This window comes from Microbispora sp. NPDC049633 (assembly GCF_040675265.1).
GTDB classification, from domain to species: Bacteria; Actinomycetota; Actinomycetes; order Streptosporangiales; family Streptosporangiaceae; genus Microbispora; species Microbispora maris.
This window is the reverse complement of sequence record NZ_JBFAOO010000111.1, coordinates 1-24,684: the sequence shown is the minus strand read 5'-3', so window position 1 is coordinate 24,684 and position 24,684 is coordinate 1. Positions and strand designations below refer to the sequence as shown.

The window sequence follows — 24,684 nt, the reverse complement described above, 5'->3', positions numbered from 1 at the left end:
GCACCGCCGGCGGCCGGGGCCGTGCCGGCGGCCGCCCGTTCCTTCGTGGACGCGCCGGTCCCCGCGGAGGGCGGGTGCGAAGACGGGAGCAGCGCGACGGCGGCGGCCACCGTGACCGCCACGACCACGGCGGCGACGGCGGCCCCCACCCGTTTGCGCCGGCCGCCGCCCGGCACGGTGTCAGGCGCGGATGCGGCGGGCGCGGACGGCACGGCCGGTGCCACCGGCGCGCTTCGCGCATCGTGGCGCGGACCCACGAGGCGGTCGAGGATCTCCCGTGCGGCCGGACGCCGGGCCGGATCCTTGGCGAGGCAGGCGACGAGCAGGTCGCGCAGCGGCGCCTCGACGCCCTCCAGGTCGGGCTCCTGGTGCAGGATCCTGTTGATGATGGCGGGGATCGCGTCGGCGCCGAACGGCGCGCGGCCGGTGGCGGCGAACGCGATGGTGGACGCCCAGGCGAACACGTCGAGCGCGAAACCGAGCTCGCCCGCCGTGAACTGCTCGGGCGCCATGTAGGCCGGCGAGCCGACGACCTGGCTGGTCACCGTGCTCGTCCCCGTGAGAGCCCGGGCGATGCCGAAGTCGATGACGCGCGGGCCGTCCGGTCCGATCAGCACGTTGTGCGGCTTGAAGTCCCGGTGGACGACCCCGGCGTCGTGCAGGGCGACCAGAGCGGTGGCGGTGCCGATGGCGAGCCGTTCGAGCGCGCCACCCGACCACGGCCCCCGCGCGGCCACCACCTGGTTCAGCGAGGGCCCCGGGACGTACTCGCTCACGATGTACGGCCGGCCGCCGTCCATGCCGGACTCCAGCACCTGGGCCGTGCAGAACCGGGCGACCCTCCGGGCGAGATCCGTCTCCCGGGCGAAGGCGGCCCGGGCCACGGCGTCCTGGCCGAGCCGCGCGTGGAAGAGCTTGACCGCGACGGGTTCGCCGGACGCCGACTCGCCGAGGTAGACGACGCCCTGCCCTCCCTCGCCGATCCTGCCGGTGATCCGACAGGAGCCCAGGCGTGCGGGATCGCTCGGCTCCAGCGGCTGCGGCATGACGCTCCGGGGGTCGGGGGCACGGACGAACCCCAGTATCCCCGCCGAAGATCGCCCTCAGGTCCCGTTCGCGAGGATCACACGAAGGCGACGGCCCTGCCGTGTCCCGCCGGGGGGCCGTGACGGGGCAGACGCACTCCTCCCGCCACGGCCCGCACACCGGTGCCAGGCAGGTCGCAAACCCCGGCCCGATAACGAGGGCGTAGTTTCGAGCAATAGCCAGAAGTCGATGGATCCGCATCGGCGACGCGAGAGGTTATAGCAAACAGAAATGAGGTTTCTGTCTGTTAGTGATTTCGGCATCCTCCCCTGCCGAATTGCGCTCGTGAAGGATCAAGGGCGGCGCTCCGCGCCGCCTCGCGGCCCTGCGCCCACTCGGCGGCCGGGCGTGCTGCTTGGGGGCCGGTCCCGGCCGCCGGCAGCTCGGGACCGCGCTCAGCATCCGTTGATCCCAAGCACCCCGCCAGCGCCCCCCTCCAAACCGCTCCATAATGCCAGCGTGGAACTGCGAATCGATCCAGACAGGAACATCCGAAGCGGCGTCTGCGACTGTTGCCAGACCCCCTTCAATCGCGTGACCGGGTTCATCAACAACGACGACGGCGCCTATGCGATCTACTGCGCATCCTGCTACCACCACAACGGAATCCACGAAGCCTGGATCGATGTCATCATCGACGACGCCTGGGCTCCCGACGAACCCGTCAGCCGCCCTGGCCCGAACCGCGCCACCTTCGGATGCCGCGTCGGTCCCATCGAAGGGCAGCCTGCCCCCGCCTGCTCTCTGGTCAAGGGCGCCGCAGTCGCACCCGATGAACCGTTCTACGGTCGCAAGCTGACCCGCGAGGAAGCCCTCGTCCATCCCTGGCTATCCGACTATTGGGAGACCATCGATCACATCCTGGAGCACGACGCCACAGTCCATCGGCATCTCTACGGCATAGCTATAGCGGAGGAGTCCTAGATAAAGCCTCCGGCGGGGGCGCTCCGGCTCCGGGTGATCGCCAAGGCCCGCGCATCATCTGCGGCCGTAGGTGGCTGAGGTAGGTGCCTGATCGCCCCGCCCGCCACCGACCCGGGACAAGCCGAGCAGACCAAGGCCCGCTTCCCCTTCGGGCGGGTCGACACGGGAACCTCCGCTCGCGCAGCCGCTCAGGTTTCAGGGTTCGCGAGCGGTGGCCGGAGTGACGGGGTGACCGGCGCACCAGACGGCGCGAATGTCGCGGGTGGCCGTGATGTCCCGGGTCGGGTCGCCGTCGACCAGCAACAGATCGGCCCGCATACCCGGCCGGACGGCGCCCCGGTCGGCCAGGCCGAAGGCGCGGGCGGGCAGCACGGTCGCCGAGCGCAGGATCTCCACCGGCGTCATTCCGGCCCGCGCCATCAGCTCGAACTCGTGATGCAGGCTCTCACCGTGGGGCACCGGCACCGGCGCGGACGACTCGGCGTTCGCGTCCGTACCGGCGAGGATCTCAACACCGGCCCGGTGCAGACGGCCGACGTCGCCCAGCACCTCCCCCAGGGGGTCAGCCCGCCCAGGCGGCGGGCCGGAGGTCATGAAGGCGGTGAGCAACGCCTCCATCATGGCGATCGTCGGGATGGACCTCTGGCCGGCGCTCCTCATCGCGGCCACGTCGTGCGCCCGGATCCCGCCGGCGATCGGCGTGTGCGTGACGAACTCCGCTCCCGACTCCACGGCCATCGTGTAGGCGCCCGGGGTGGCGGCGTGCACGATCGTCTTGAGCCCGTAGTCGCGCGCCGCCTCCACCAGCGCGCGCAGCGCGTCCGCGGGCGGCCCGCCCTCGCCGGGGGCCTCGGCGACGCCCTTGATGTAGTCGACGCCCTCCGCCGCCCGGGCCTCGACGTGCCGCCGGGCATCGGCTGCCGTGAGGATGACGGCTTCCGGCGGCATTCCCGGCATGCGGGCGTGGTGGCCGCCCGGCCCGATCGCGGGCAGTCCGGCGGTACGGAAGTCGGCCGCTCCCTCGGTTGCGCGCAGCGAGGCCACCCGCTCGGCCGGCCAGCAGGCCATGTCGAGTCCGGTCGTCACCCCCCAGGCGGCCAGGGCGGCCAGGTTCCCGGGGTCGTGCAGGTGGACATGCGCGTCGATCAGCCCGGGCAGCAGCGCCGCCCCCGCAGCGTCGATCTCCTCCGCGCCTGCGGGATCGTCGCCGATCAGCGCGCCGTCGATGACGACGGTACGAGGCTCGCCGAGCCGTTCGCCATCGAAGACCCGCACATTGCGCAAGGCTGTCCTGCCGTCAGTGGACATGAGCCACCCGCCTCAAATAAGGAACAACATTGTTCACTAACGGAGGCTAGCACGGGAAGTACGTGATATATCGGTCCTTATGACCACCCGCCGCCGCGGAGACGCCCTCACCACCGCGATCTTCCAGGCCGTCCTGAGCGAACTGGCCGGAAGCAGCTTCGAGGAGCTGACGTTCGACAAGATCGCCTCCGCGGCCGGCACCGGGAAAGCGGCCTTGTACCGGCGCTGGTCCACCCCCGCCGAACTCGTCCTCGCCGCGCTGAGCGACCCCGCGACCGGCTTCGGCGACCCGCCGGCACCGCCCGGCACGGGCACACTGCGCGATGACCTGATCGCCCTGCTCGAGCGCTTCGTACGGGCGCTCGACGAGCCGCGCGGCCGCGCGCTGCTCCCGCTCATCGCCCACCGCCACCGCCATCCCGAGCTGTTCGAGCAGGTCCACCGGCTGGTGGTCCGCCCGCATCAGGAAGTGCTGCTGTCCGTCCTGCGCCAGGCGGTCGAACGCGGCGAAGCCGCACCCGGCAGCCTCACCCCGCGCGTTGTCTCCGTCGGGCCGCGCCTGATCCTTTTCCAGGCATGGGAGGGCGGCCTCGTGGACTCCGGCGAGATCGCCTCCATCGTCGATGAGGTGCTCATTCCACTGACCAGGCCCTGACCTCTGGCCGGCATCCCACAGGGCGGCAGCGCGAGACGAAAGGTGCACGTTGTGAGTGGGTCACTTTGGTTGGAGTTCGGCTGATGCCGGAAACTTGATCTACGAAAGCCGCCAAGGTGGCGCTCCAGGCCGTAGTACGACGTGGCAAGGCGCGCCGCGCACACTCACTGACGGGCAGGTGGAGGAGGTGCTGGATCGCACTCTGGAAGAGGTGCCCGAGGACGCAACCCACTGGTTGTGGCGGGAGCTGAACGTCCGGGTGGCATCTCGGGCCGCGCTGGCGGCGTTGCGGTTCAGGCGTTGTAGCCGCCGTGGGCGTCCAGCACGGCGCCCGTGACGTACGACGCAGCGGGGCCGGCCAGGAAGGCGATCGCCGCCGCGATCTCGTCGGGGTGTCCCATGCGCTGCAGGGACAGCGAGCTAAGCAGGGCCTTGAGGGTCTCGGGGTTCGGCGTTTCCATGCCGCCCACCATCAGCCCGGCTTCCACGACGTTGGCGGTAATGCCCCGGGAGCCGAGGTCGCGGGCGACGCCCATGGTGTACCGCTCGACCCCCGCCTTGGTCGCCGCGTAGTCGGCCACGCCCGGGACGCCGACTCGAGTGCCCAACCCGGAACTCACCGTGATGACGCGGCCGCCCTCGCGCAGCACTCGGGAGGCGGCCCGGATGACGGCGATCACCCCGAGGTAGTTGGTGGCGTGCATCCGGTCCAGCGCGGCGGTGTCGGCATCCGGGTCGTCCACCGTCCCGCTCACCGAGATCGCCGCGTTGTTGACGAGGATGTCCAGGCCACCGAAGTGCCCGACCACGTCGTCGATCAGCGCCGGAGCCTGGCTCACGTCCGCCTGGTCGGACTTGAACGCCACGACCTTCGCCCCCTTGCCGCGCACCTCGTCGACGACGTCCTGCGCCTGCTTGTCGGAGCTGACGTAGGTGAACGCGACGTCGGCGCCCTGCTCGGCAAGCAGCCGTACGGTCGCGGCTCCCAGCCCGCGGGACCCTCCAGTGACCAAGGCGACCTTGCCCGTCAGCGGCTTGTTCATTCTTTCTCACCTCACTGGTTGACCTCTTCGATCAGTCGAAACATTAACGGTTACGACAGACCGTCGCAACTTTGGTTGTTACGACAGGCGTTGTCGTAACATCGGGAGTTGCGATCGAGAGGAACGAGTTCATGAGCGCCAACAGCAGGTTGACCATCGCCGCCCACGCGCTGGCCTGGATCGGCCTCTATCAGCGCCAGGGCCATGAGGTCGCCACATCCGAGCAGATCGCGGCCAGCGCGAGCACCAATCCCGTGGTGATCCGGCGGCTGCTCGGCGACTTGCGGAGGGCAGGGCTCGTGGAGTCCCGGCGCGGGGTGGGTGCGGGCTGGTCGCTGGCGCGCGACCTGGAGTCGATCACGCTGCTCGGCGTGTACGAGGCGGTGGAACCCGGTCCGCTGTTCGCGCTGCACCGCGCGACCCCGGACCCGGGGTGCGTGGTGGGTTACGGCATCCAGCCGGCGATGCAGCGCGTCTACGACGGCGTCGAGGAGGCCCTCCGGCGCGAGCTGGCCCGCGTCACGCTGGAGGATGTACTCCGGGATGTCCTCGCGGCACCTCGCTGAGTGGTCCTGCCCGTGAGTCCTCCGGTGTCAGTGACTGAGGCACCCTGGGGGACGTCGTCGACGTGTGAAAATCGTGGCGGCTGGGGCCGTGGGCAGGGTGAGCTTGTCGGTCGCCTCCTGGCGGCGTCGCTCGGGCCGCCGGTCGTATCGGGTGGTAGTGGCGGGAGATGCGTGCCCGACCAGGGCTTGGGTGGTGGCCAGGTCGACGCCAGCGTCAAGCAGTTCGCCGACAGGGAACTACAGGGAGCGGGTTGGAGCGAGCCGGGATCGGCAGTCGAGGATCTTGACCCCGGCTCAGCAGCGCTATCAGTCCGAATCCTTGATTTCGAACAGGTCGAGGCGGTAGGGCAGAAGCGCCGCGATCGGCTCCCAGCGTTTCATGCTCATCGTCAGGATGGGCCAGTCGAGGTGCTGGGCGACCGCGACCGCATGCGCTGCCCCAGCGTCCGGCGTATCACCCAGATAGGTGAGCACGTCAGCAAGCCGCGCGCTCTCTTCTTCATCGGATATGAACGCGATCCAGACATGCGAGAGGATCTTCAGCGTGCCTGAGAGGATCAGCCTCTGATCAGGCGTCAGCGCCGCTTCGGCTACCGCCAATGTGAGGGCCGGTACCGTGGTGCGAAGGTCGTGTTCGTCATACGCCAGCAGGAGTGCATGCAGCTCCCGATCGGCTCGGCCCAGCTCCGCTAGGACAGTGTCATCAAGGACGAATCCGAGCGCTGTCACCGGCCCCGCTCGCTTAGATATGCGGCGTGCTGAGCGGCCCGCGCGCGAGCGCGCTCCATGAGTTCCCTGTCCGCCTTCACCTCGTCATGGACTTGCTGGGCTGCCTGCCGGGCACGGGTCTCGTCGCTCTCGTACCGCTTAACCAGGTCGGCGAGGACCTGGGAGAGGGTGGTTCCGCGCCCACGCTCGTCAGCGATCGCACTGATCCGATCACGCAAGGGCTTGGGCACCTTGATGGTGGTCATGTCAGCAGTCATACCACAAGGCTACTAGGTATACCGGCAGTATTCTATAGACAGGGTGTTGCGCAGTCTGCCCAACCCGCTCACCGAAGAGGAGACGGCGCGCCTGCGGGATGCGCGGCCCGCCGGGCCCACGCCCCGGCCGACGGCCGGACCGGTGTGGGTGCAGCGGCGGGTCAGCAGCCGTGGCTGGATCGCCGTCGCGGTGCAACGTGTCGGCGTCGGCATCGGTCATGCCAGAGCGACCGTGACTGTCGAGGAGGCCGACGGGACCTTCCGCATCCCCCGCGCCGGTCAGGTCGTCGCCGAGGTCGCCCGCACCACCACCAAGCCGATCGCCCGGTTCAAGGTCCGCAAGCCCCAGCGGTGACCGGAGGATCGTCCCGGGCGCGCCGCTACAGCCCGGCGGGATGCGCAGACAGCCAGTCCGCGTGGCGGTCCTACAGGACGTCACGCTCGTGGGTGGTGGAGGCGATGACGTCGGCTCCACCGTCGTAGGGATGATAGAGCCACCGGAGGTCCAGCGGAGCGATGATCGCGTAACTGATCTCGTCATCGGCCACGCCCCGCAGCAGCGGATCCAAAATCCACCGGTCATTCGAGGTCGTGCTGACATGGAGCCGCAGCGGGATCACGAAGAACGAACGGTCGTCAGGCTCGATCGTCAACCATGGAACGGCACCCGGATGACGCGGATCGGGTGAGACCCTCCCCCGCGCGTCCTCGAAGTATCCGGCGATCACATAGAGGCCATCCTCCGCCCCGAGCTCGGTGAGCACCCGGTGATGACGATCAAGGGTGATCTCGTACTCGTCTTCGGTCTCGGCATACCGCTTGGACTCGGGAAGACTGTGGAAGCGGACCCACCGGTCGGCATGCCGGTCGCGCAGTTCATAAGCGATCGGGTCTCCACCCCACCGCGTTCGCCACGCAGCAGTGAGCGACTCCACCTCATCGTCCGTCACGACCATCCCCATCTGGAAAGCAGCGGCGAACGGCCGTATTCTCAGCCGCAGGAGAAACGATAGATCATCTAGCCGGAGTGTCACCCGCCTCCTGCGCCGGACCTGTCGCACGGGTCCTGAGCCCTGACATCCGGATCTGGGCCGCGAGGCGGACACCGGTCCAGGTTTGGCATCCGAGGCGCTTCCTCTGCGGGCCGTTCGTCCTCCTCGCGGTGCTGCGAGCGTGATCACTAGGGCCACCGGGGTTCGACTGCTTCCAAGGAACGCGCGGCATACCGAGGGCGTGGCCACTACCGTCATTGATCAACTAGTGCTGTGACCGGAAACGATCACCGGGTTCACGCGTAGTCCGCCGTGCCGATTGGATGGGTCGATCACATCCGATCGGCCCGGGAGGCGCGGTGGCAGAACCGGTCAGAGTACGCAGACTCACGAACCAAGAGGGGCAGAAACTCCAGCAAATCGTCCGCCGTGGCAGCACCAGCTCGGTGCGGTACCGGCGGGCGATGATCCTGCTGGCCTCCGCGGGCGGCAACACCGTCCCGGTCATCGCCCGCCTGGTCCAAGCCGATGAAGACACCGTCCGCGATGTGATCCACCGGTTCAACGAGATCGGGCTGGCCTGCCTGGACCCTCAGTGGGCGGGAGGCCGTCCCCGCCTGCTCAGTGACGACGAGGAAGCCTTCGTCGTCCAGACGGCCACCACACGACCGGCCAGGCTCGGACAACCGTTCACCCGCTGGTCGATCCGCAAGCTCCTCGCCTACCTGCAGGCTCTTCCCGGCCACGCGATCGGTATCGGCCGGGAAGCCTTACGCACCCTGCTGGCACGGCGCGGGGTCACCTTCCAGCGCACCAAGACGTGGAAGGAGTCCCCCGACCTCGACTTCGAGGCCAAGCTGGACCGCATCGAGTACGCCCTCACCCAGCGCCCCGAGCGGACCTTCGCCTTCGACGAGTTCGGCCCGCTGGGTATCCGCCCCACCCCAGGTGCGGGATGGGCCGAGCAGGGGCGGCCGGACCGGCTGCCGGCCACCTACCACCGCACCCACGGCATCACCTACTTCCACGGCTGCTACTCGGTCGGCGACGACCTGCTGTGGGGCGTGGTCCGACGCCGCAAGGGCATCGACCACACTTGGGCCGCGCTGCGCTCGATCCGGGCCGCCCGCCCCGACGGCACACCCATCTACGTCATCTTGGACAACCTGTCGGCGCACAAGAACTGGCGCATTCTGGCCTGGGCGAAGAAGAACAAGGTCGAGTTGTGTTTCACCCCGACCTACGCCTCCTGGGCCAACCCGATCGAGGCGCACTTCGGACCCTTGAGGCAGTTCACCATCGCCAACTCCGACCATGCCAACCACACCATGCAGACCCGGGCCCTGCACGCCTACCTCCGCTGGCGCAACGCCAACGCCCGCCACCCCGACGTCCTGGCCGCGCAACGCCGAGAACGCGCCCGCATCCGCAGCGAGAAAGGTATCCGCTGGGGCGGCCGACCACTCTCAGCCGTGGCCTGACGACCAACCAACCCGGTGATCGTTTTCGGTCACAGCACTAGCTGTCTTTTCGCCCTATAGGACGGAGCGGGCGCCCTGCGCGCCGGTGCGGCCGAGCGCGGCCCGCCCGGTCCGATCAGCACGTGGTGCGGTGTCGGGCATGCCTCCCCAGAAAGTACGACCAGTGAGGGGATATGTGCGGAAATGCTGGGCCTTGACGGATGACTCGACAACTGTAAAGGTCCTTTTCAGAGAGCGCTCTCACGTCTCGTCCACCCCCCTGAAGGACTGCCGTGAGACTGACCGTGCTGACCGGCGTGGCGGTGTTCGCCGTCGCGCTCGTCCTCCCCGGCGTGCCCGCGCACGCCGCCTCCTCCCCCGTCCCCCCGCCAGGTCCCGCCCCCTCCACCGGCGCCGCGGCGACGATGCAGCAGGCGCTGCAGCGCGATCTGCGTCTGACCCCGGAACAGGCGCGAATCCGCCAGACGCGCGAGGCCGCGGCGGCGGCCGTCGAGCGCCGGGTGCGCGCCGAGCTCGGCGACCGATTCGCCGGCGCCTGGTACGACCCCGCGCGGCAGCGCCTGGCCGCCGGTGTCCTCGACGCGGGCGGCACCGAGCGCGTACGCGAGGCGGGCGACACCGAGCGGGTACGCGAGGCAGGGGCGATCCCCGTTCCCGTGACGCGCAGCGACAGGCAGCTGAACGACGTCAAGGCCGCGCTCGACCGCGCCGCCGGCAGTGCGGGCACCGGGGTCTACGGCTGGTACGTCGACCCCGCCGCCAACGCGGTCGTGGTGTCGGCGGCCGGCCGGGCCGCGGCCGAAGGCTTCGTGCGGGCCGCGTCCGCCGACGCGGCGGCGACGCGGATCTCCGTCGCCCAGGCACCCCGCCTCGTGTACGACCTCCGGGGCGGCGACCAGTACGTCGTCAACGGCAACGTGCTGTGCTCCGTCGGATTCCCGGTGAACAACGGCGGCTTCGTCACCGCCGGGCACTGCGGGCGGGCCGGCGATCCGACGCTGGGATACAACAACGTCGCCCAGGGCGCCTTCGCCGCGTCGTCGTTCCCCGGCGACGACTACGCCTGGGTGCGCACCAACGGCGACTGGACGCCGCGCCCCTGGGTCAGCGACTACGGCGGGGGCACGGTCCCGGTGGCCGGCTCCCAGGAGGCCCCCGTCGGGGCGTCGATCTGCCGCTCCGGACGCACCACCGGCTGGCGCTGCGGGGTCGTCCAGGCCAGGAACGTGACCGTGAACTACTCCGGCTCGCTGGTCTACGGGCTCACCCAGACCTCCGCCTGCGCCGAGGGGGGCGACTCGGGCGGCGCCTACATCTCCGGCGACCAGGCCCAGGGCGTCACCTCGGGCGCCTCGGGCAACTGCTCCACCGGCGGCGTCACTTTCTTCCAGCCGGTCAACGAGATCCTCGGCGCGTACGGCCTCAGCCTCACCACCACCGGCGGTGACACGAGCTCACTGATCAGCGGCCTCAACGGCAAGTGCGTCGACGTGCCCGGCGCCGACTTCCGCGACGGCCCCCCGCTGCAGATGTACACGTGCAACGGCACCGTCGCACAGAAGTGGACGTTCACCGGCGGCACGCTGCGCACGCAGTACAACCTGTGCATGGACGTCGCCTGGGGATCCAGGGACAACGGCGCGGTGATCCAGATCGCGACCTGCAGCGGCAACCCCGCTCAGCAGTTCGTGCTCAGCGCGGCGGGCGATCTGGTCAATCCGCAGTCCGGCAAGTGCGTCGACATCGACGCCTGGAACGCCGGCGACGGCGCCCGGCTGATCCAGTGGGAGTGCCACGGCGGCGCCAACCAGAAGTGGCGGCGGGGCTGATGCCGATGATCCCGCTTCGCCGGACTCTCGCCGCCGCGACCGCCCTCCTCCTCTCCGCGGCCTGCCTGATCCTCACCGCGCCCGCCGCGTCCGCCGCCGTCTGGCAGCCGAAGACGCCGCCCCTGTCCACCCCCTGGACCGCCCAGGTCTCCCCCGCCAACGCCCTGCCCGACTACCCGCGGCCCCAGCTCGTCCGGTCCGACTGGCTCAACCTCAACGGCGTGTGGGAGTTCAGCGGGGCGCCGAACCTCGGCTCTCCTCCGATCGGCCGGACGCTGCCCGAGGGCGTGCTCGTGCCCTACCCGATCGAGTCGGCGCTGTCGGGGATCAAGCGCCACGAGGACGCCATGTTCTACCGGCGCGCCTTCACCGTGCCGTCCGGCTGGTCCGGACGCCGGGTGATGCTCAACTTCGGGGCGGTCACCTGGGAGGCCAGGGTGTGGGTGAACGGCGTCCAGGTCGGCCGGCACACCGGCGGCTACGACGCCTTCTCCTTCGACATCACCTCCGCCCTGCGGTCCGGCGACAACGAGCTGATCGTCGGGGTGTCCTCGCCGATCGACGGCGGCACGTTCCCCATCGGCAAGCAGCGCCGCGACCCGAGCGGCATCTGGTACACCGCGTCGTCGGGCATCTGGCAGACGGTGTGGCTCGAACCGGTGAACGCCGCCCACGTCACCCGGCTCGACACCACGCCCGACGTGCCCGCCGGGGTGCTGGACCTCGTCGTACGGGGCACCGGCGACCAGGTCAGGGCCGAGGTGCTGAGCGGCGGCACGGTCGTCGGCTCGGCCACCGGCGCGGTCGGCGCGCACCTCCGCGTGCCGGTCCCGAACGCCCGCCTGTGGTCGCCGGACGACCCGTTCCTGTACGACCTGCGCGTCACGCTGACGGGAGCCGGCGGCGGCGACGTCGTGACCGGTTACTTCGGCATGCGGTCGATCGGCAAGGCGGTCGTCGGCGGCGTGCTGCGCCCGGTGCTGAACGGGAAGTTCGTGTTCCAGCTCGGCACCCTCGACCAGGGGTACTGGCCGGACGGGATCTACACCGCGCCGACGGACGAGGCGCTGCGCTTCGACCTGGAGCGGCAGAAGGCCCTGGGCTTCACCATGGTCCGCAAGCACATCAAGGTCGAACCCGCCCGCTGGTACTACTGGGCCGACAAGCTGGGCCTGATGGTCTGGCAGGACATGCCCTCGCTCGACGCGGTGGACGACCCGCCGGAGCGCAGCCACGCCAACTACGAGTCGGAGCTGCGCAGGGTCGTCGAGCAGCTCAAGGGCATCACGTCGATCGTGATGTGGGTCCCGTTCAACGAGGGCTGGGGCGAGTACGACAACCAGCGCATCGTCGACCTGGTCCGCTCCATCGACCCGACCCGGCTGATCGACCACGACTCCGGGTCGAACTGCTGCGTCTCCGACCCGGAGCCCACGAACGGCGACGTGATCGACGACCACTGGTATCAGGTCCCCGGCGAGACCGACACCCGGCTTCCCACGGCCACCCGCATCGCCGTGCTCGGCGAGTTCGGCGGCCTCGGCCGGCGCGTCCAGGGCCACGAGTACCAGCCCGGCGCCGGGTTCGCCTACGGCGAGCTGTACCCCGACGAGGGGTCGCTGACCAACCGGTACGTCGAGATCACCAGGCAGGTGGAACGGCTCGTGCACACCCGCGGGCTGTCCGCCTCGGTCTACACGGAGCCGTACGACGTGGAGAACGAGGTCAACGGGTTCTACACCTACGACCGCAGGGTGCTCAAGATGACCGAGTCACGCGTGCGGGAGGCCAACCGGCGCCTGCTGGCGGTCGCGGCGGGCACCGACGTCCCCCGGGGCGAGCCGGTGTCGCTGCGGGTGACCACGCCCGGCTACACCAGCCGCTACCTGCGGCATCAGGACGGGCTCGCGCGCACCGACGTGATCGGCGGCGGGAGCGCCGACCTGGCCAAGCAGGACGCCACGTTCTGGACGCGCCCGGGCCTGGCCGACTCCTCGTGCGTGTCGTTCGAGTCGCGCGACTTCCCCGGCGAGTATCTGCGCCACTCGGACCACCGGCTGCGCAGGGACCGGCAGGACGGCACGGCCCTGTTCGCGGCCGACGCGACGTTCTGCCCGCGCGAGGGGCAGGGCGGGACCAGGCTGGAGTCCTACAACCTGCGCGGCTACTTCGTCCGCCACTACAACGCGCTCGTCTATGTCGCGAAGCAGGGCGGCGCGAATCCCTGGGACGCCGCCGCGAGCTTCGCCGCCGACACCACATGGGCGGTGACCGTCCCGCTGTGGCGCAGCGGCGCCGGCCTGCCGCTGGACCAGGCCCGGTCGTTCCGGGTCACCACCGCGGGGTTCACCGACCGCTACCTGCGGCACCGGGACAGCCTGGCCCGCACCGACGTGGTCACCGCCGGAAGCGACGCCCTGCTGAAGTCCGACGCCACCTTCGTCGTACGGCGCGGCCTGGCCGACCCGACCTGCTATTCGCTGGAGTCGCGCAACTACCCGGGCCGCTACCTGCGGCATGCGAATTTCCGGGTCCGGCTGGACGCCCCGGACGGCAGTGATCTGTTCCGCCGCGACGCCACCTTCTGCGCGCAGCCGGGGAGCACCCCGGGGAGCGTGCGCCTGGCGTCGCTCAACGAGCTGGGCGGGAGCGTCCGGCACTACGCCGAGGAGGTCTGGGTCGCCTCCGACGGCGGCGCGCATCCGTACGACAACCCGGCCTCGTACGCCGAGGACGTGAGCTGGGCCGTCACCGCCGCCTGGGCTCCGTGAGGCGGCAAGAGCCGTCGTGCGGGCCACCGCACGACGGCTCCGGAGGTGCCACGCCGCGCGGCCCTCCAGTCCGGCGATCGCGATGTGCCGGCGTCCGCTTCCGCCGCGGACGCGACGAGCCGCTGGGAGACTACGGACATGAGCCACAGCCATGACGAGGACCCCGCGTGCGCGGCGGCCCACGGCGAAGTGCGTCCGGAGGAGACGAGGCGGACGCTGGTAGCGGTGTTCGCCTCCCCGGTGGCGAACCACCTGCTGCGGTTCGGCGTGGAGCTGGGCTTCCGGCCGATCCTGCTGGAGCCCGATCCGGATCGCCGGCTCCCCGGCCTCCCGGCGGGCCCGGTCCCGGTGATCAGGGAGGTGGGCGACCACCTGGACGGCACGGCCGACGTGGTCGTCACCGATCACCACCGCCCGGAGATCGGGCCGATACTGCGGGACGTCCTGCGCGGCCCCGCGCGCTGGGTCGGCATCATGGGCAGTCCCCGCCACCCGGGCCCGCACGTGCGGGCGCTGACGGAGCTGGGCCTGCCGCCCGAGGAGATCGCCCGCGTGCACCGCCCGATCGGGCTCAATATCGGCTCCCGCACGCCCGCGGAGATCGCGGTGGCGACGCTCGCCGGTCTGATCGCCGACAGGAACGGCAGGCCCGGCGGCTTCGCGCACTGACTCCCGCCACGCGAACGGGCACCCCCGCGGGTGGCGGGGGTGCCCTTGGCGCTCCTCCTGGTCAGGAGCGCGTCATCGCGGTTTCGCCGGTCAGGAGGCGCTGCACGTCAGGGTGGGCGTGGCGGCGCTGCCGTTGGCGGTGAAACCGAAGGTGGTGGTGCCGCTGGCGGACAACGTGCCGTTCCACGACTCGTTGCGCACGGTGACCGCGGCGCCGGAGCCGGACTTGACGCCGCCCCACAGCTGGGTGATGGACTGCGAGCCGGACCAGCTCCAGTTCACCGTCCAGCCCTTGACCGACGAGTTGCCGGCCTTGACGGTGACCTCGGACTGGAAGCCGCCGGGCCAGGAGTTCACCGTACGGATCGTCGCGCCGCACCCGCCGGGCTCCGGCGAGTCGCCGGGCGACGGGCTGACCGGCGGCGTGGGGCTGGGGCTCACCGGCGGCGTGGGGCTCGGACTGACCGGCGGGGTCGGGCTCGGGCTCACCGGCGGGGTGGGGCTGGGGGAAGTGTCGGGAACAGCGGCGTTGAGGGCGCTCAGCACCGCGTCGTAGGCGGGCTTCTTGTTGCCGCCGCTGAACAGCAGCGGGGTGTCGCCCGAGCGCCAGGAGTCCTGGTCGCGGACGCCCCACACGGTGATGCCGTTGCAGCGCGGAACGGCGAGGCAGTCGTTGACCACGTTGGCGTAGGTGGTCGGCGAGGCGCCCTGGATGTCCAGCTCGGTGATCTGCACGTCGACGCCGAGCGCGGCGAACTGGGAGATGGTGGTGCGGTAGTTGCTGTTGTAGGGGCTGCCGCTGTTGAAGTGCGACTGGAGGCCGACGCAGTCGATGGGCACGCCGCGGGCCTTGAAGTCCTTGACCATGTTGTAGACGCCCTGCGTCTTGGCCCAGGTCCAGTTGTCGATGTTGTAGTCGTTGTAGCAGAGCTTCGCGTCGGGGTCGGCGGCGCGTGCGGTGCGGAAGGCGACCTCGATCCAGTCGTTGCCGGTGCGCTGGAGGTTGGAGTCGCGGCGGCCGCCGTTGCCGTCGTCGAAGGCCTCGTTGACCACGTCCCAGGCGTAGATCTTGCCCTTGTAGTGGGACATCACGCCGTTGATGTGGTTGATCATCGCCTGGCGCAGCGCGCTGCCCGACAGTGCCTGCATCCAGCCCGGCTGCTGCTGGTGCCAGGCCAGGGTGTGGCCGCGGACCCGCTTGCCGTTCTGCACCGCCCAGTTGTAGATCCGGTCGGCGTTGGTGAAGCTGAACTGGTTCTGGTTCGGCTCTGTCGCGTCGATCTTCATCTCGTTCTCGGCCGTGACCATGTTGAATTCACGGTCGGCGATCGTGGTGTACTGCGAGTCGCCGAGCTTGCCCGCACTGATCGCCGTGCCGAAGTAACGCCCGCTGCGGGCGGCGGCGGCGCCCAGGGTCGTGGCCGGCGGGCCTCCGGTCGGGGTGGCCGAGGGGCTCACCGGCGGGGTCGGAGACGGGCTGTCCGGCGGCGTGGGCGACGGAGAGACAGACGGAGAGGGGGACGGCGAGGTCGGCGTGGTGCTGTTGAGGCCGAGGAAGTTGATCGCGTAGGAGATCATGCCGTTCAGCGGCAGCGAGTGGCCCTGGCCGGAGACGCTGACGCCCTCGACCGGCGGCTGCGTGCCTGTGTTGCCGTACCGGGTGCGGGTCCAGCCCGACGAGGGGCTGTCGGTGGACGCCGGTGTCTGGCTGACGCCGTGGAGGTTGGTCCACTGCTTTATCTCTTCGCCGAAGTTGTTGTAGTGCAGCGTCGTGTCGGTGGTGCCGTGCCACAGCTGCATGCGGGGGTAGGAGCCGCTGTAGCCGGAGTACATCGAGCGGGCCAGGTCACCCCACTGCTGGGCGGTCTTGATGCTCTGCCCGCCGGAGCACTGGCTGTTCCAGGTGGAGCCGTCGGTGGTGGCGAAGCATCCCGCCGGGACGCCCATGAACGCCGAGCCCGCCTTGAACACGTCCGGATACTCGGCCGCCAGCACGTTGGTCATCATCGCGCCGGAGGAGACGCCGCTGACGTAGACGCGGCCGGGGTCCACGTTGTAGCGCGACTTGGCGTAGTCGACCATCGACATGATGCCGACCGGGTCGCTGCCGCCGCCCCGCTTCAGCGCCTGGGGCGAGTACACGTCGAAGCACTGGCCGCTGCGCGTGGCCTCGGGGAACACGATGACGAACCCGTACTGGTCGGCCGCCGTGACGTAGTCGCGGAAGTACCCGCTGAACAGTGCCGACGCGGTGCCCGTGCAGTAGTGGACGGCGACCAGCAGCGCGGGCCGGGCGGCCACCCGGTCCGGGACGTAGATGTACATGTTCAGGTTGCTCGGGTTGTTGCCGAAGCTGGTCACCCGGGTCAGCGAGGCCGCGGCGGCCGGTCTGGTGACCAGCAACGTGGTCGCCGCGACGACGGGCATCAGCACGGCGGCCAGTAAAGCCACGATGCGTCGTCTCACGTGGACTGTCCTTCCTCCGGTTGGCGCCGATCGGGACGTACGCCGGCGGCCTGATGTTTCCGAAGACTGCATAGAACTTTCAGGCCGCTCAAGCCGCAGGTCCGCCGTGAACCGGCCGAGCCGCGGAGCGGGAGGTCAGAGGCGGCGGGCACCGCTTCATGATCTACGGGTTTTGGAAAGTTTCATGCTAGCTCCGAAAAATTCCAATCGTCACTCCCGCGGCGCGTGCCGTGAGAACGGCTCGCGGACGGGCATGGTCCCGGGAGTCCGGCGCGGCGGGCGGGCGGGGACCGGGCCGCGCGGATTGGGGCCGTGCCAGGCGGGACGGCGGCGACGAGGAGCCTGGGCATGCTGGAGGTCATCGGCGCGGGATTCCCGCGCACCGGGACGACGTCGACGAAGGCGGCCCTGGAGCGACTCGGTTTCGGGCCCTGCTACCACACCTTCGAGGTCATGCTCCGTCCGGAGCTGGCCGAGCGCTGGCGGCCCGTCTGCTCCGGCGGGCCGGCCGACTGGGATGAGGTCTTCGCGGGCTTCCGCTCCTGCGTGGACTGGCCCGCGAGCTTCTTCTGGCGGGAGCTGGCGCGGTCCTACCCGGACGCCAAGGTCGTCCTCACGGTCCGCGACCCGCACAGCTGGTATTCCAGCTTCCGGGTGCTGGGCTCGCTCAGCTCACGGGGGCCGTTGCGGGAGGACGAGGTCCCCGAGGCCGTGCGTCCCGTCGTCGCCGCGATGACGAGCCTGCGGCCGCTCTTCGAGCGCATCAGCAGGTCGGTCTTCGGTGAGGAGTGGCGGGCCGGTCACACGCCGGACGAGGAGCGGGCGGTCGCGGCCTACCACCGGCACGTCGCCGAGGTGCGGGCCGCCCTGCCCGCCGAGCGGCTGCTGGTCTTCGACGTACGCGAGGGCTGGGGACCGCTGTGCGCCTTCCTCGGGGTCGCCGCTCCCCCGGGCGGCCCGTTCCCGCACCTCAACGACGCCGCCTCGATCCGCGAAATGTTCGCGCTCATGCACACCGAGGGCCGCGTACGCGTCCCCTTCGAGGGCGACGGAGGGTGACCCGCGCCGGGGCGGCAGGGGTGGTCGCGCCACCCGGGGGCGTGCCGCCCGGGTGGCACTCGCCCACCCGCCGTCTCGGCGCGACGGCGGATGGGCGACCGGGCGTACGTCCCCGGGCGACGCGCCAAGCTCGGACACCCAGCGTGACGAGTCGATCGGGAGTGGTACGACTTCTGTCGCATCGATCACATGTTTTGCGACCGTAGATCGAACTTATGTCAGTTGTCAACGAAAGTTGGTGCTTTCGCCCGCAAAGCATCCGCGCGGTCGCACATCCACGGCTGACCGGGCCGTCAGCCAGGAAAGTCAAACGCGGTATTGACCGTCCGGTAGCACGGTCGTAACAATGTGGGCGTCTCGCGCTCGACCGGCGGTGGCACGCCGGCGGAGCCAGGCAGCGTTCTGTCCAGTGTTCGACCGATGATCGATCACGACGCGTTCGGCGCACGCGTCCTCACGAAGGGGACGATGCGTGCGGCCGCCCTGGCGACCACTTCCGAGTGCGACCTCCATGGCCGTGACCTCGCCGATTTCGGCGTGGGCGCATCTCCCCGGATTCGAGCGGCCGGACCGCCACGCTTCCCTGCCGTTGCCGCGGCACGGGTGGCGGCCCGGCCACCCATCTGACGCCCTCCGGCCAAGGAGAAGCATCACGTGAACGGTACCTCCAAGAGGACCAGGCTGATGGCGGCGGCAGCGGCCGCCGTCATGACGGGGCTCCTGACGACGCCGACGATCGCGGCGGCGCAGGAGACCCAGGCGCCCCCGGAGTCCGCCTTCCAGAAGGTGACCCTGAACGACACCCCCGGTGAGCCCATGGACCTCGCCGTCCTTCCGGACGGCAGGGTCCTGCACACCACCCGCGCCGGCACCGTCTGGATGCACGACCCGGCGACCGGCCTCAACACCCAGGCCGGCACCATCGACGTGTACCAGCACGACGAGGAGGGCCTGCAGAGCATCGCGCTCGACCCGAACTTCGGCAAGGGCAACAACTGGGTCTACCTGTACTACTCGCCGCCGCTGAACACCCCGGTGGACGATCCCAAGACGCCCAACGTGAACGAGGGCGACGCCCCCAACGAGGGCACGGAGGCCGACTGGGAGCGTTTCCGCGGCGTGATCCGGCTGTCCCGCTTCGAGTTCAGGAAGGGCCAGATCGACCCGGCGAGCGAGCAGCAGATCCTCGACGTCCCGGTCGACCGGGGCATCTGCTGCCACGTCGGGGGTGACATCGTCTTCGACGCCCAGGGCAACCTCTACCTGTCCACCGGCGACGACACCAACCCGTTCGCCTCCGACGGCTACGCGCCGCTGGACGACCGGCCGGGCCGCAACCCGGCGTACGACGCCCGGCGCACCTCGGGCAACACCAACGACCTGCGCGGCAAGATCCTGCGCATCAAGCCCAAGGAGGGCGGCGGCTACACGATCCCCGAGGGCAACCTGTTCGCGCCGGGCACGCCGAAGACCCGGCCCGAGATCTACGCGATGGGGCTGCGCAACCCCTTCCGCATCGAGATCGACAAGAAGAGCGGCGACGTGTACGTCGGCGACTACTCGCCGGACGCGAACCGCGCCAACCCCAACCGCGGGCCCGCCGGCACCGGCAAGTGGACGGTCATCCGCAAGCCCGCCAACTACGGCTGGCCGTTCTGCGCGACCGCGAAGCTCCCGTACAACGACTACGACTTCGCCACCGGCGCCTCCGGCGCGCCCTTCGACTGCGCGGCGCCGGTCAACGACTCGCGGCACAACACCGGCCTGACCGAGCTGCCTCCGGTCCAGCAGCCGGACGTGTGGTACTCCTACGGCGCGTCCGCCGAGTTCCCCGAGCTCGGCACGGGCGGCATCTCCCCGATGGGCGGCCCCGTCTACCACTACGACAAGAAGGCGGCGCACGGCCGCAGCCCGGTGGCGTGGCCGGAGTACTACGACGGCATGCCGCTGCTGTACGAGTGGTCGCGTGACTGGGTGAAGGGCATGCGCCTGGGCGAGGACGGCAAGCTCTCGAAGATCGAGTCCGTCCTGCCGTCGTTCGTCTTCGACAACGCGATGGACATGGAGTTCGGCCCGGACGGCGCGCTCTACGTCCTGGAGTACGGCGACGGCTACTTCAACCAGAACCCCGACGCCCAGCTGGCCCGCATCGACTACATCGGGGAGAACGGCAACCACTCGCCGGCGCCGAAGGCGTCGGCGGACAAGACCAGCGGCACGGCGCCGCTCACGGTCGCGTTCTCCAGCGAGGGCACCGTGGACGCCGACGGCGACCGGCTCCAGTACGCGTGGGACTTCGACGCCGACGGCAAGGTGGACTCGCGCGAGGCCAACCCCACCTTCACCTACGAGGAGAACGGCGTCCACCGCGCGACTCTGAAGGTGACCGACGTGGGCGGGCCCCAGCGCGGGCGCTCGGCCACGGCCGAGGTCGAAATCGTGGTCGGCAACCAGGCCCCGGTCGTCGAGTTCGTCAAGCCGGCCGACGGGCAGGAGTTCCACTTCGGCGACGTCGTGCAGTTCGAGGTCAAGGTGACCGACGACCAGCCGGTCGACTGCTCCCGCGTCCAGGTGACCTACATCCTCGGTCACGACCAGCACGGGCACCCGCAGACGACCGCGAGCGGCTGCACCGGCAGCATCACGACCACGGTGCCCTCGGGCCACGACCCGGCCAACGACAACCTCTCCGGTGTCTTCGCCGCCACCTACACCGACCCGGGCGCCGACGGGCTGCCGGCGCTGTCCGGCAGTGACGAGGTGGTCCTGAAGCCGGCCCGCTGATCCGGGCGGCTGATTCAGGCGGCTGACCCGGGCACCGGGGCGGGCACCTGCCCGCCCCGGCTCCCCGGCCCCGCAGGCACTCACGCCCTCTCGGCCCGCCGTCGACCACAGGGAGGATTTCCGACATGCGTACACGAGGAAGAGCGGCGGCGTTCGCCGGGGGCCTGCTCGCCGCCGCGGCCGTCGCGGCGAGCCTGACGGCCGCGCCCGCGACCGCCGGGCAGGCGTCGTGCGCGGCGCCGTCGACTCCGGCGCCGTCAGGCGGTGTGGTCGCGGCCGGCACGCGGAAGACGCCTCCGGGCGACGAGCTGTAGGCCGGCTCGTGCATCTTCGAGGCGGGCTGCCCCGGATCGGTCACGACCGCGAAGGTGCCGACGGCGCTGGAGACCATCACCACCCGCGGGTTGTCCGCCGCCCGCAGCAGGGGAAGGAACGCGTGCGTGACCCTGACCGGTCCGTACATGTTGGTGTCGTAGCGCCGAGCCGCCGGGCCGTCTCGAAACCGAGTCCCTGGTTGCCTCCGGTGATCAGCACCGAGGTCTGTTCCGAGTTCGTCATGCCCTCTGAGACGAAATACCCGGCCGAGCTGTGACACGTGTGAGGGCCCTCACAGCGGAGCGCCCGTCGCGGGCCGGTGGCGGGGAGATGTCACTGGCGGAGTCGCTGTCTCGTCTAGAGCGGTGCAGGGCAATCCTCGATGAAGGAGCAGACGATGGACCTCGCGTTGTGGATCGCCGCCGGGCTGCTGGCCGTGGTGGCAGTGACCGGCGGCGTCACCAAGATGTTCATACCCACGGAGAAACTCGCTGTGGTTCGTGGTGGCGGCTGGACCGCAGACGCCGGCGTCGGCTTCGTCAAGACCCTGGGTGTCCTGGAGTTCCTGGCCGCCGCGGGCCTGGTCCTGCCTGCCGTGCTCGGCATCGCTCCGGTTCTGGTGCCGGTGACCGCGGCCTGCTGGATCCTGCTGATGGTCGGCGCGATGATCACGCATGGCCGACGTGGCGAATTCGCGCTCGCGGGCCTGAACCTGGTCTATCTCGCGGTGGCGGCGTTCATCGCGTGGGGCCGCTTCGGCACCTGGTCCTTCACCGGCTGACAGGCGGCGGCACAAGGTCCCCGTTCACCTGCCCCTCCTGCCCGTCCGCAGGCGGCGGTGACGATGATGACCGAGGTGCGCGGCTTCACCAGCATCAAGCCCGGCCGGCAGTCGCGGTTCCCGTCGTGGCGGCGGGGTTTCGAAGAGGAGCGGACATGAGCAGGACCGAGGAGTTCCAGGAGCTGCGACCGCTGCTGTTCTCCATCGCCTATCGCATTCTGGGCAGCGTGAGCGAGACCGAGGACGCGGTTCAGGAGACCTGGCTGCGCTACGAGGCCGCCCCGGCCGAACCGAGGTCGGCCAAGGCGTTCCTGTCGGCCACGGTGACCCGGATCGCCATCGACGTGCTGCGCTCGGCCCGCGTCCGGCGGGAGGAGTACGCCGGGCCGTGGCTTCCCGAGCCACTGCTCTGCGACCCCTACCAGGACCCGGAGCGGTCGGCGGAGCTGGCCGACTCGCTGTCGATGGCGGCGTTGGTGCTGCTGGAGCGGCTGTCCCCGCTCGAGCGGGCGGTCTTCGTGCTGCGGGAGGTGTTCGCCTTCGACTTCCCTGAGATCGCGTCGGTCGTCGGGCGCTCGGAGGCGGCGTGCCGCCAGCTGGTGGTGCGGGCACGGCGCCATGTGGCCGCGGGCCGGCCCCGCTTCGAGGCGGGCCGCAAAGAGCGGGAGGAACTGGCGTCGCGGTTCTTCGACGCCCTCCGCGAAGGCGACGTCGCCGGCCTGCGAAATCTCCTGGCCGCCGACGTGTCGATGGTCGGTGACGGCGGCGGCAAGGCGCCGCAGTTGGCCAGGGCCGTCGTCGGCGCCCGGAACGTGGCCCGGCTGCTCGCCTCCGTCTTCCCCCGGATGGCTCTGGTCGGCGTGACGTTCGAGCCGCGTGCGGTCAACGGCGAGCCGGGGGCGATCTTCCGCGACCGGGACGGCAAGGTGCTGCACACCCTGGCGCTCGACGTGCTCGACGGGCGGATCCAGACGATTCGCGCGGTGATCAACCCCGACAAGCTCGGGCATGTGGGCCCGGTGGCGGATGCCTGGGCGATCGACCGCGAAGTGAGACAGGTACGCCGGCCCGCGCGATAACCCCGACGGCCGGCCGCACCCGGGAACCGGAGCGGCCGAGGCTCCGGCCTGACCTCCGCGGGTCCCGGTGTCATCCCGCCGCTGCGACGGCGTCGAACCCTCACAGGAACGGGTCGGTGTATCGGCCCTTCCTCACGCGGTCGTGAATCGCGCGCAGCCACGGCTCACGAACCTCAGGAAGCCGTGCCAGCGCGCCGAGGAACACGTCCCAGTCAGGCCGGAACGGGCGGTTCGGCACCAGCGGCGTAGGGGCCTCGCGGCAGGCACCGCCGGCTCGTCCGCCCGCGACGCCGATGAGCCGCCGATCGTCGTGGAAGGCCAGGTACGTCCATACCTCGGCGGTCAGCGGCACCACCACGCCCACGCCGTACGGCCATGCCTCGCCGGTCTGCGGATGCCGCGGGACCAGGGCGATGTCCGAGGTCGCGGCGGGCAGCCCCGGTCCCGCCAGGGACAGGCTCTTGACCGGCGGCCCCGGCGGGAGCAGGACGTCGAGCGCAGGGCGGAACACGCCGGCGACGGGGCCGGCGGGTACGGCCACTCGCGCACCGCCGGACACCGCCAGGAGACGAGCCAGCGCCGCCGCCACCGCGGCCTCCCAGACCGGACTCCACGCCCCGATCGGCTCGGCCGGCGGGATCTCCGCCAGCTCGTCGCGCAGTTCCTCCCATTCGAGCGCGTGACGCGGGGGGCCGTCGGCGTCGACCACGCGAACGGCCCGCGGATCCAGCCACACCACATGCCAGTAGGAGCAGTCGTCCTTCCGGGTCGCCACTTCCCGCCCGCATCGCTCACACGCCAGGTTCGGCCCGTTCCTGCCGTCCAGGCCGCAGCACAGGCCGTCGCACCGCTCAGGGATCGGAACGGTCCCGCGTACGTCGCCCGGCGAGAGCGCGATGGCTCCGGGCGGCCCGTACGACAGGGCGTGCACCGGCGCGTACACGCCGCGGGCCTCGGCCTCCCGTGGGCCGACCTCGTCGTAGGGCCGCCAGGGGTGGCCGGAGGGCTCCGGGTCCACGGCGTACGTCCCCGGTTCCATGAGCGCGGGAAGCAGGTAATGACCGTACTGCTGGTGGGCGTGGACGGGAAGCGCGACTTCCGCCACGGGCGCGGTCAGCACCGCGCCGCAACCCGCACACGCGAACACCGGCACATGCCCTCCCGCCATGCCACTCGCGGATCACCCTCCGGGAACCCGTGCTTCACGCTAAGGCTCGGCGCAAAGGCCGTGCAGGATGAGATCACAAGTATATGATCTTCATCGTGGCACGGCTGGTGTCGTACGCCGCGCGGACCGTCGCCCCGCTGCCCGGCGGCTTGCCGACCGGCGGCTTCGCCGGCAACGGCACGCGCCTGGGCCGGCCGCCGCGCGACGGCGTGTACGAGTTCTTCGCCGCCCCGCTCCCGGTGACGGGCGCGGCCGGCTCCCCCGTCAACCCACTCGCCATCAAGTGAGGCTTCCATGCCAGCAGTAGGCAACGTCCTCATCGTCGGCGGCGGCATCGCCGGATCGGCCCTGGCGATCCTGCTCGCCCGCGCCGGGCTCGCCGTGGACATCGTGGAGATCCGGCCCGAGGTCACCGCGCTCGGCTCGGGCATCTCCCTGCAGGGCAACGCGCTGCGGGTGCTGCGCGACCTCGGCGTCTGGGACCGCGTCGCCGCCGCCGGATTCGCGTTCGACTCGCTCGGGCTGCGCGCCCCGGACGGCACGCTGCTCGCGGAGATCCCCGCCCCCCGCACCGGCGGCCCCGATCTGCCCGCCGCGCTCGGCATCGACCGCCCCCGGCTCACGGCCGTCCTCGCCGACGCCGTACGCGCGGCCGGGGCGCGGACCAGGTTCGGCGTGACCGTGGAGGCGCTGGCCGACACCGGCGACCGGGTCGGCGTTCG

23 protein-coding genes are annotated in these 24,684 nt (G+C 70.7%); 15 read left to right on the top strand and 8 right to left on the bottom strand.

All coding sequences use genetic code 11. The annotated features are described in order from the left end of the window. Positions 1 to 1,046: serine/threonine-protein kinase (locus AB0J39_RS25425; RefSeq protein ID WP_363468857.1), on the bottom strand; the 1,046-nt coding region annotated here is incomplete at its 3' end. Between the two features lie 499 nt (positions 1,047 to 1,545). Here AB0J39_RS25425 and AB0J39_RS25420 point away from each other — a divergent pair. Continuing rightward, positions 1,546 to 2,010 (top strand): hypothetical protein, encoded by a 465-nt coding sequence (locus AB0J39_RS25420; protein WP_363468856.1) that lies wholly within the window; start codon positions 1,546 to 1,548, stop codon positions 2,008 to 2,010. Positions 2,011 to 2,205: 195 nt separating this feature from the next. Here the strand turns inward: AB0J39_RS25420 and AB0J39_RS25415 are convergent, their stop codons facing one another. Continuing rightward, a complete protein-coding gene (locus AB0J39_RS25415) occupies positions 2,206 to 3,285 on the bottom strand; it encodes an amidohydrolase family protein (protein ID WP_363468854.1) in 1,080 nt (359 codons plus the stop codon). A gap of 112 nt (positions 3,286 to 3,397) precedes the next feature. On the opposite strand from AB0J39_RS25415, the gene AB0J39_RS25410 reads away from it, so the two are divergent. Further along, entirely contained in the window at positions 3,398 to 3,973 is a 576-nt protein-coding gene (locus AB0J39_RS25410) for a TetR/AcrR family transcriptional regulator (RefSeq protein ID WP_363468853.1), read from the top strand. Between the two features lie 293 nt (positions 3,974 to 4,266). On the opposite strand, the gene AB0J39_RS25405 is transcribed toward AB0J39_RS25410, so the two are convergent. Further along, on the bottom strand, positions 4,267 to 5,016 hold the full coding sequence (locus AB0J39_RS25405; protein WP_363468852.1) for an SDR family oxidoreductase: 750 nt from the start codon (positions 5,014 to 5,016) through the stop codon (positions 4,267 to 4,269). A gap of 131 nt (positions 5,017 to 5,147) precedes the next feature. Between AB0J39_RS25405 and AB0J39_RS25400 the strand changes: the two genes are divergently transcribed. Beyond that, positions 5,148 to 5,582 (top strand): Rrf2 family transcriptional regulator, encoded by a 435-nt coding sequence (locus AB0J39_RS25400; RefSeq protein ID WP_363468850.1) that lies wholly within the window; start codon positions 5,148 to 5,150, stop codon positions 5,580 to 5,582. A 306-nt stretch (positions 5,583 to 5,888) separates the two neighbouring features. Here AB0J39_RS25400 and AB0J39_RS25395 read toward each other — a convergent pair whose 3' ends face one another. Further along, complete coding sequence (locus AB0J39_RS25395; protein ID WP_363468848.1) at positions 5,889 to 6,311, bottom strand: hypothetical protein; 423 nt, start codon at positions 6,309 to 6,311, stop codon at positions 5,889 to 5,891. Next, positions 6,308 to 6,556, bottom strand: coding sequence for a hypothetical protein (locus tag AB0J39_RS25390; protein ID WP_363468846.1), 249 nt, complete (start codon positions 6,554 to 6,556; stop codon positions 6,308 to 6,310). The genes AB0J39_RS25395 and AB0J39_RS25390 overlap by 4 nt, the downstream gene beginning before the upstream one ends. A 55-nt stretch (positions 6,557 to 6,611) precedes the next feature. Here AB0J39_RS25390 and AB0J39_RS25385 point away from each other — a divergent pair, with 55 nt between their 5' ends. Beyond that, on the top strand, positions 6,612 to 6,923 hold the full coding sequence (locus tag AB0J39_RS25385) for a hypothetical protein (RefSeq protein WP_363468844.1): 312 nt from the start codon (positions 6,612 to 6,614) through the stop codon (positions 6,921 to 6,923). A gap of 70 nt (positions 6,924 to 6,993) precedes the next feature. Here the strand turns inward: AB0J39_RS25385 and AB0J39_RS25380 are convergent, their stop codons facing one another. Then, positions 6,994 to 7,518, bottom strand: coding sequence for a hypothetical protein (locus AB0J39_RS25380; protein ID WP_363468842.1), 525 nt, complete (start codon positions 7,516 to 7,518; stop codon positions 6,994 to 6,996). Positions 7,519 to 7,919: 401 nt separating this feature from the next. On the opposite strand from AB0J39_RS25380, the gene AB0J39_RS25375 reads away from it, so the two are divergent. The 4 genes from AB0J39_RS25375 (at position 7,920) to AB0J39_RS25360 (ending at position 14,310) form a co-directional block, all read left to right on the top strand. Beyond that, positions 7,920 to 9,041 carry an IS630 family transposase gene (locus AB0J39_RS25375; protein WP_363468840.1) on the top strand — a complete coding sequence of 374 codons (1,122 nt, stop codon included), beginning with the start codon at positions 7,920 to 7,922 and terminating at the stop codon, positions 9,039 to 9,041. A gap of 272 nt (positions 9,042 to 9,313) precedes the next feature. Beyond that, a complete protein-coding gene (locus AB0J39_RS25370) occupies positions 9,314 to 10,870 on the top strand; it encodes a ricin-type beta-trefoil lectin domain protein (RefSeq protein WP_363468838.1) in 1,557 nt (518 codons plus the stop codon). A 5-nt stretch (positions 10,871 to 10,875) separates the two neighbouring features. Continuing rightward, positions 10,876 to 13,641 (top strand): AbfB domain-containing protein, encoded by a 2,766-nt coding sequence (locus AB0J39_RS25365; RefSeq protein ID WP_363468837.1) that lies wholly within the window; start codon positions 10,876 to 10,878, stop codon positions 13,639 to 13,641. A 138-nt stretch (positions 13,642 to 13,779) separates the two neighbouring features. Continuing rightward, positions 13,780 to 14,310 (top strand): XdhC family protein, encoded by a 531-nt coding sequence (locus AB0J39_RS25360; RefSeq protein WP_363468835.1) that lies wholly within the window; start codon positions 13,780 to 13,782, stop codon positions 14,308 to 14,310. A 90-nt stretch (positions 14,311 to 14,400) separates the two neighbouring features. Here AB0J39_RS25360 and AB0J39_RS25355 read toward each other — a convergent pair whose 3' ends face one another. Further along, complete coding sequence (locus AB0J39_RS25355) at positions 14,401 to 16,776, bottom strand: PHB depolymerase family esterase (RefSeq protein WP_363468833.1); 2,376 nt, start codon at positions 16,774 to 16,776, stop codon at positions 14,401 to 14,403. Positions 16,777 to 17,124: 348 nt separating this feature from the next. Here AB0J39_RS25355 and AB0J39_RS25350 point away from each other — a divergent pair, with 348 nt between their 5' ends. From AB0J39_RS25350 to AB0J39_RS25330, 5 genes are all read left to right on the top strand, one after another. Next, positions 17,125 to 17,835, top strand: coding sequence for a sulfotransferase family protein (locus AB0J39_RS25350; protein ID WP_363468831.1), 711 nt, complete (start codon positions 17,125 to 17,127; stop codon positions 17,833 to 17,835). Positions 17,836 to 18,489: 654 nt separating this feature from the next. Then, complete coding sequence (locus tag AB0J39_RS25345; protein WP_363468829.1) at positions 18,490 to 20,619, top strand: PQQ-dependent sugar dehydrogenase; 2,130 nt, start codon at positions 18,490 to 18,492, stop codon at positions 20,617 to 20,619. A 125-nt stretch (positions 20,620 to 20,744) separates the two neighbouring features. Then, positions 20,745 to 20,933, top strand: a complete 189-nt coding sequence (locus tag AB0J39_RS25340; RefSeq protein ID WP_363468828.1) for a hypothetical protein — start codon at positions 20,745 to 20,747, stop codon at positions 20,931 to 20,933. 398 nt (positions 20,934 to 21,331) lie between these two features. Beyond that, positions 21,332 to 21,715 (top strand): DoxX family protein, encoded by a 384-nt coding sequence (locus AB0J39_RS25335; RefSeq protein WP_363468826.1) that lies wholly within the window; start codon positions 21,332 to 21,334, stop codon positions 21,713 to 21,715. A gap of 155 nt (positions 21,716 to 21,870) precedes the next feature. Next, positions 21,871 to 22,794, top strand: coding sequence for an RNA polymerase sigma-70 factor (locus AB0J39_RS25330; protein ID WP_363468825.1), 924 nt, complete (start codon positions 21,871 to 21,873; stop codon positions 22,792 to 22,794). Positions 22,795 to 22,894: 100 nt separating this feature from the next. Here the strand turns inward: AB0J39_RS25330 and AB0J39_RS25325 are convergent, their stop codons facing one another. Next, positions 22,895 to 23,962 carry a hypothetical protein gene (locus AB0J39_RS25325; RefSeq protein WP_363468823.1) on the bottom strand — a complete coding sequence of 356 codons (1,068 nt, stop codon included), beginning with the start codon at positions 23,960 to 23,962 and terminating at the stop codon, positions 22,895 to 22,897. Between the two features lie 95 nt (positions 23,963 to 24,057). Here AB0J39_RS25325 and AB0J39_RS25320 point away from each other — a divergent pair, with 95 nt between their 5' ends. Next, the gene (locus tag AB0J39_RS25320; RefSeq protein ID WP_363468821.1) at positions 24,058 to 24,249 is read left to right on the top strand and encodes a hypothetical protein; all 192 of its coding nucleotides are present in this window, start codon (positions 24,058 to 24,060) and stop codon (positions 24,247 to 24,249) included. Positions 24,250 to 24,256: 7 nt separating this feature from the next. Next, positions 24,257 to 24,684: FAD-dependent monooxygenase (locus AB0J39_RS25315; RefSeq protein ID WP_363468819.1), on the top strand; the 428-nt coding region annotated here is incomplete at its 3' end.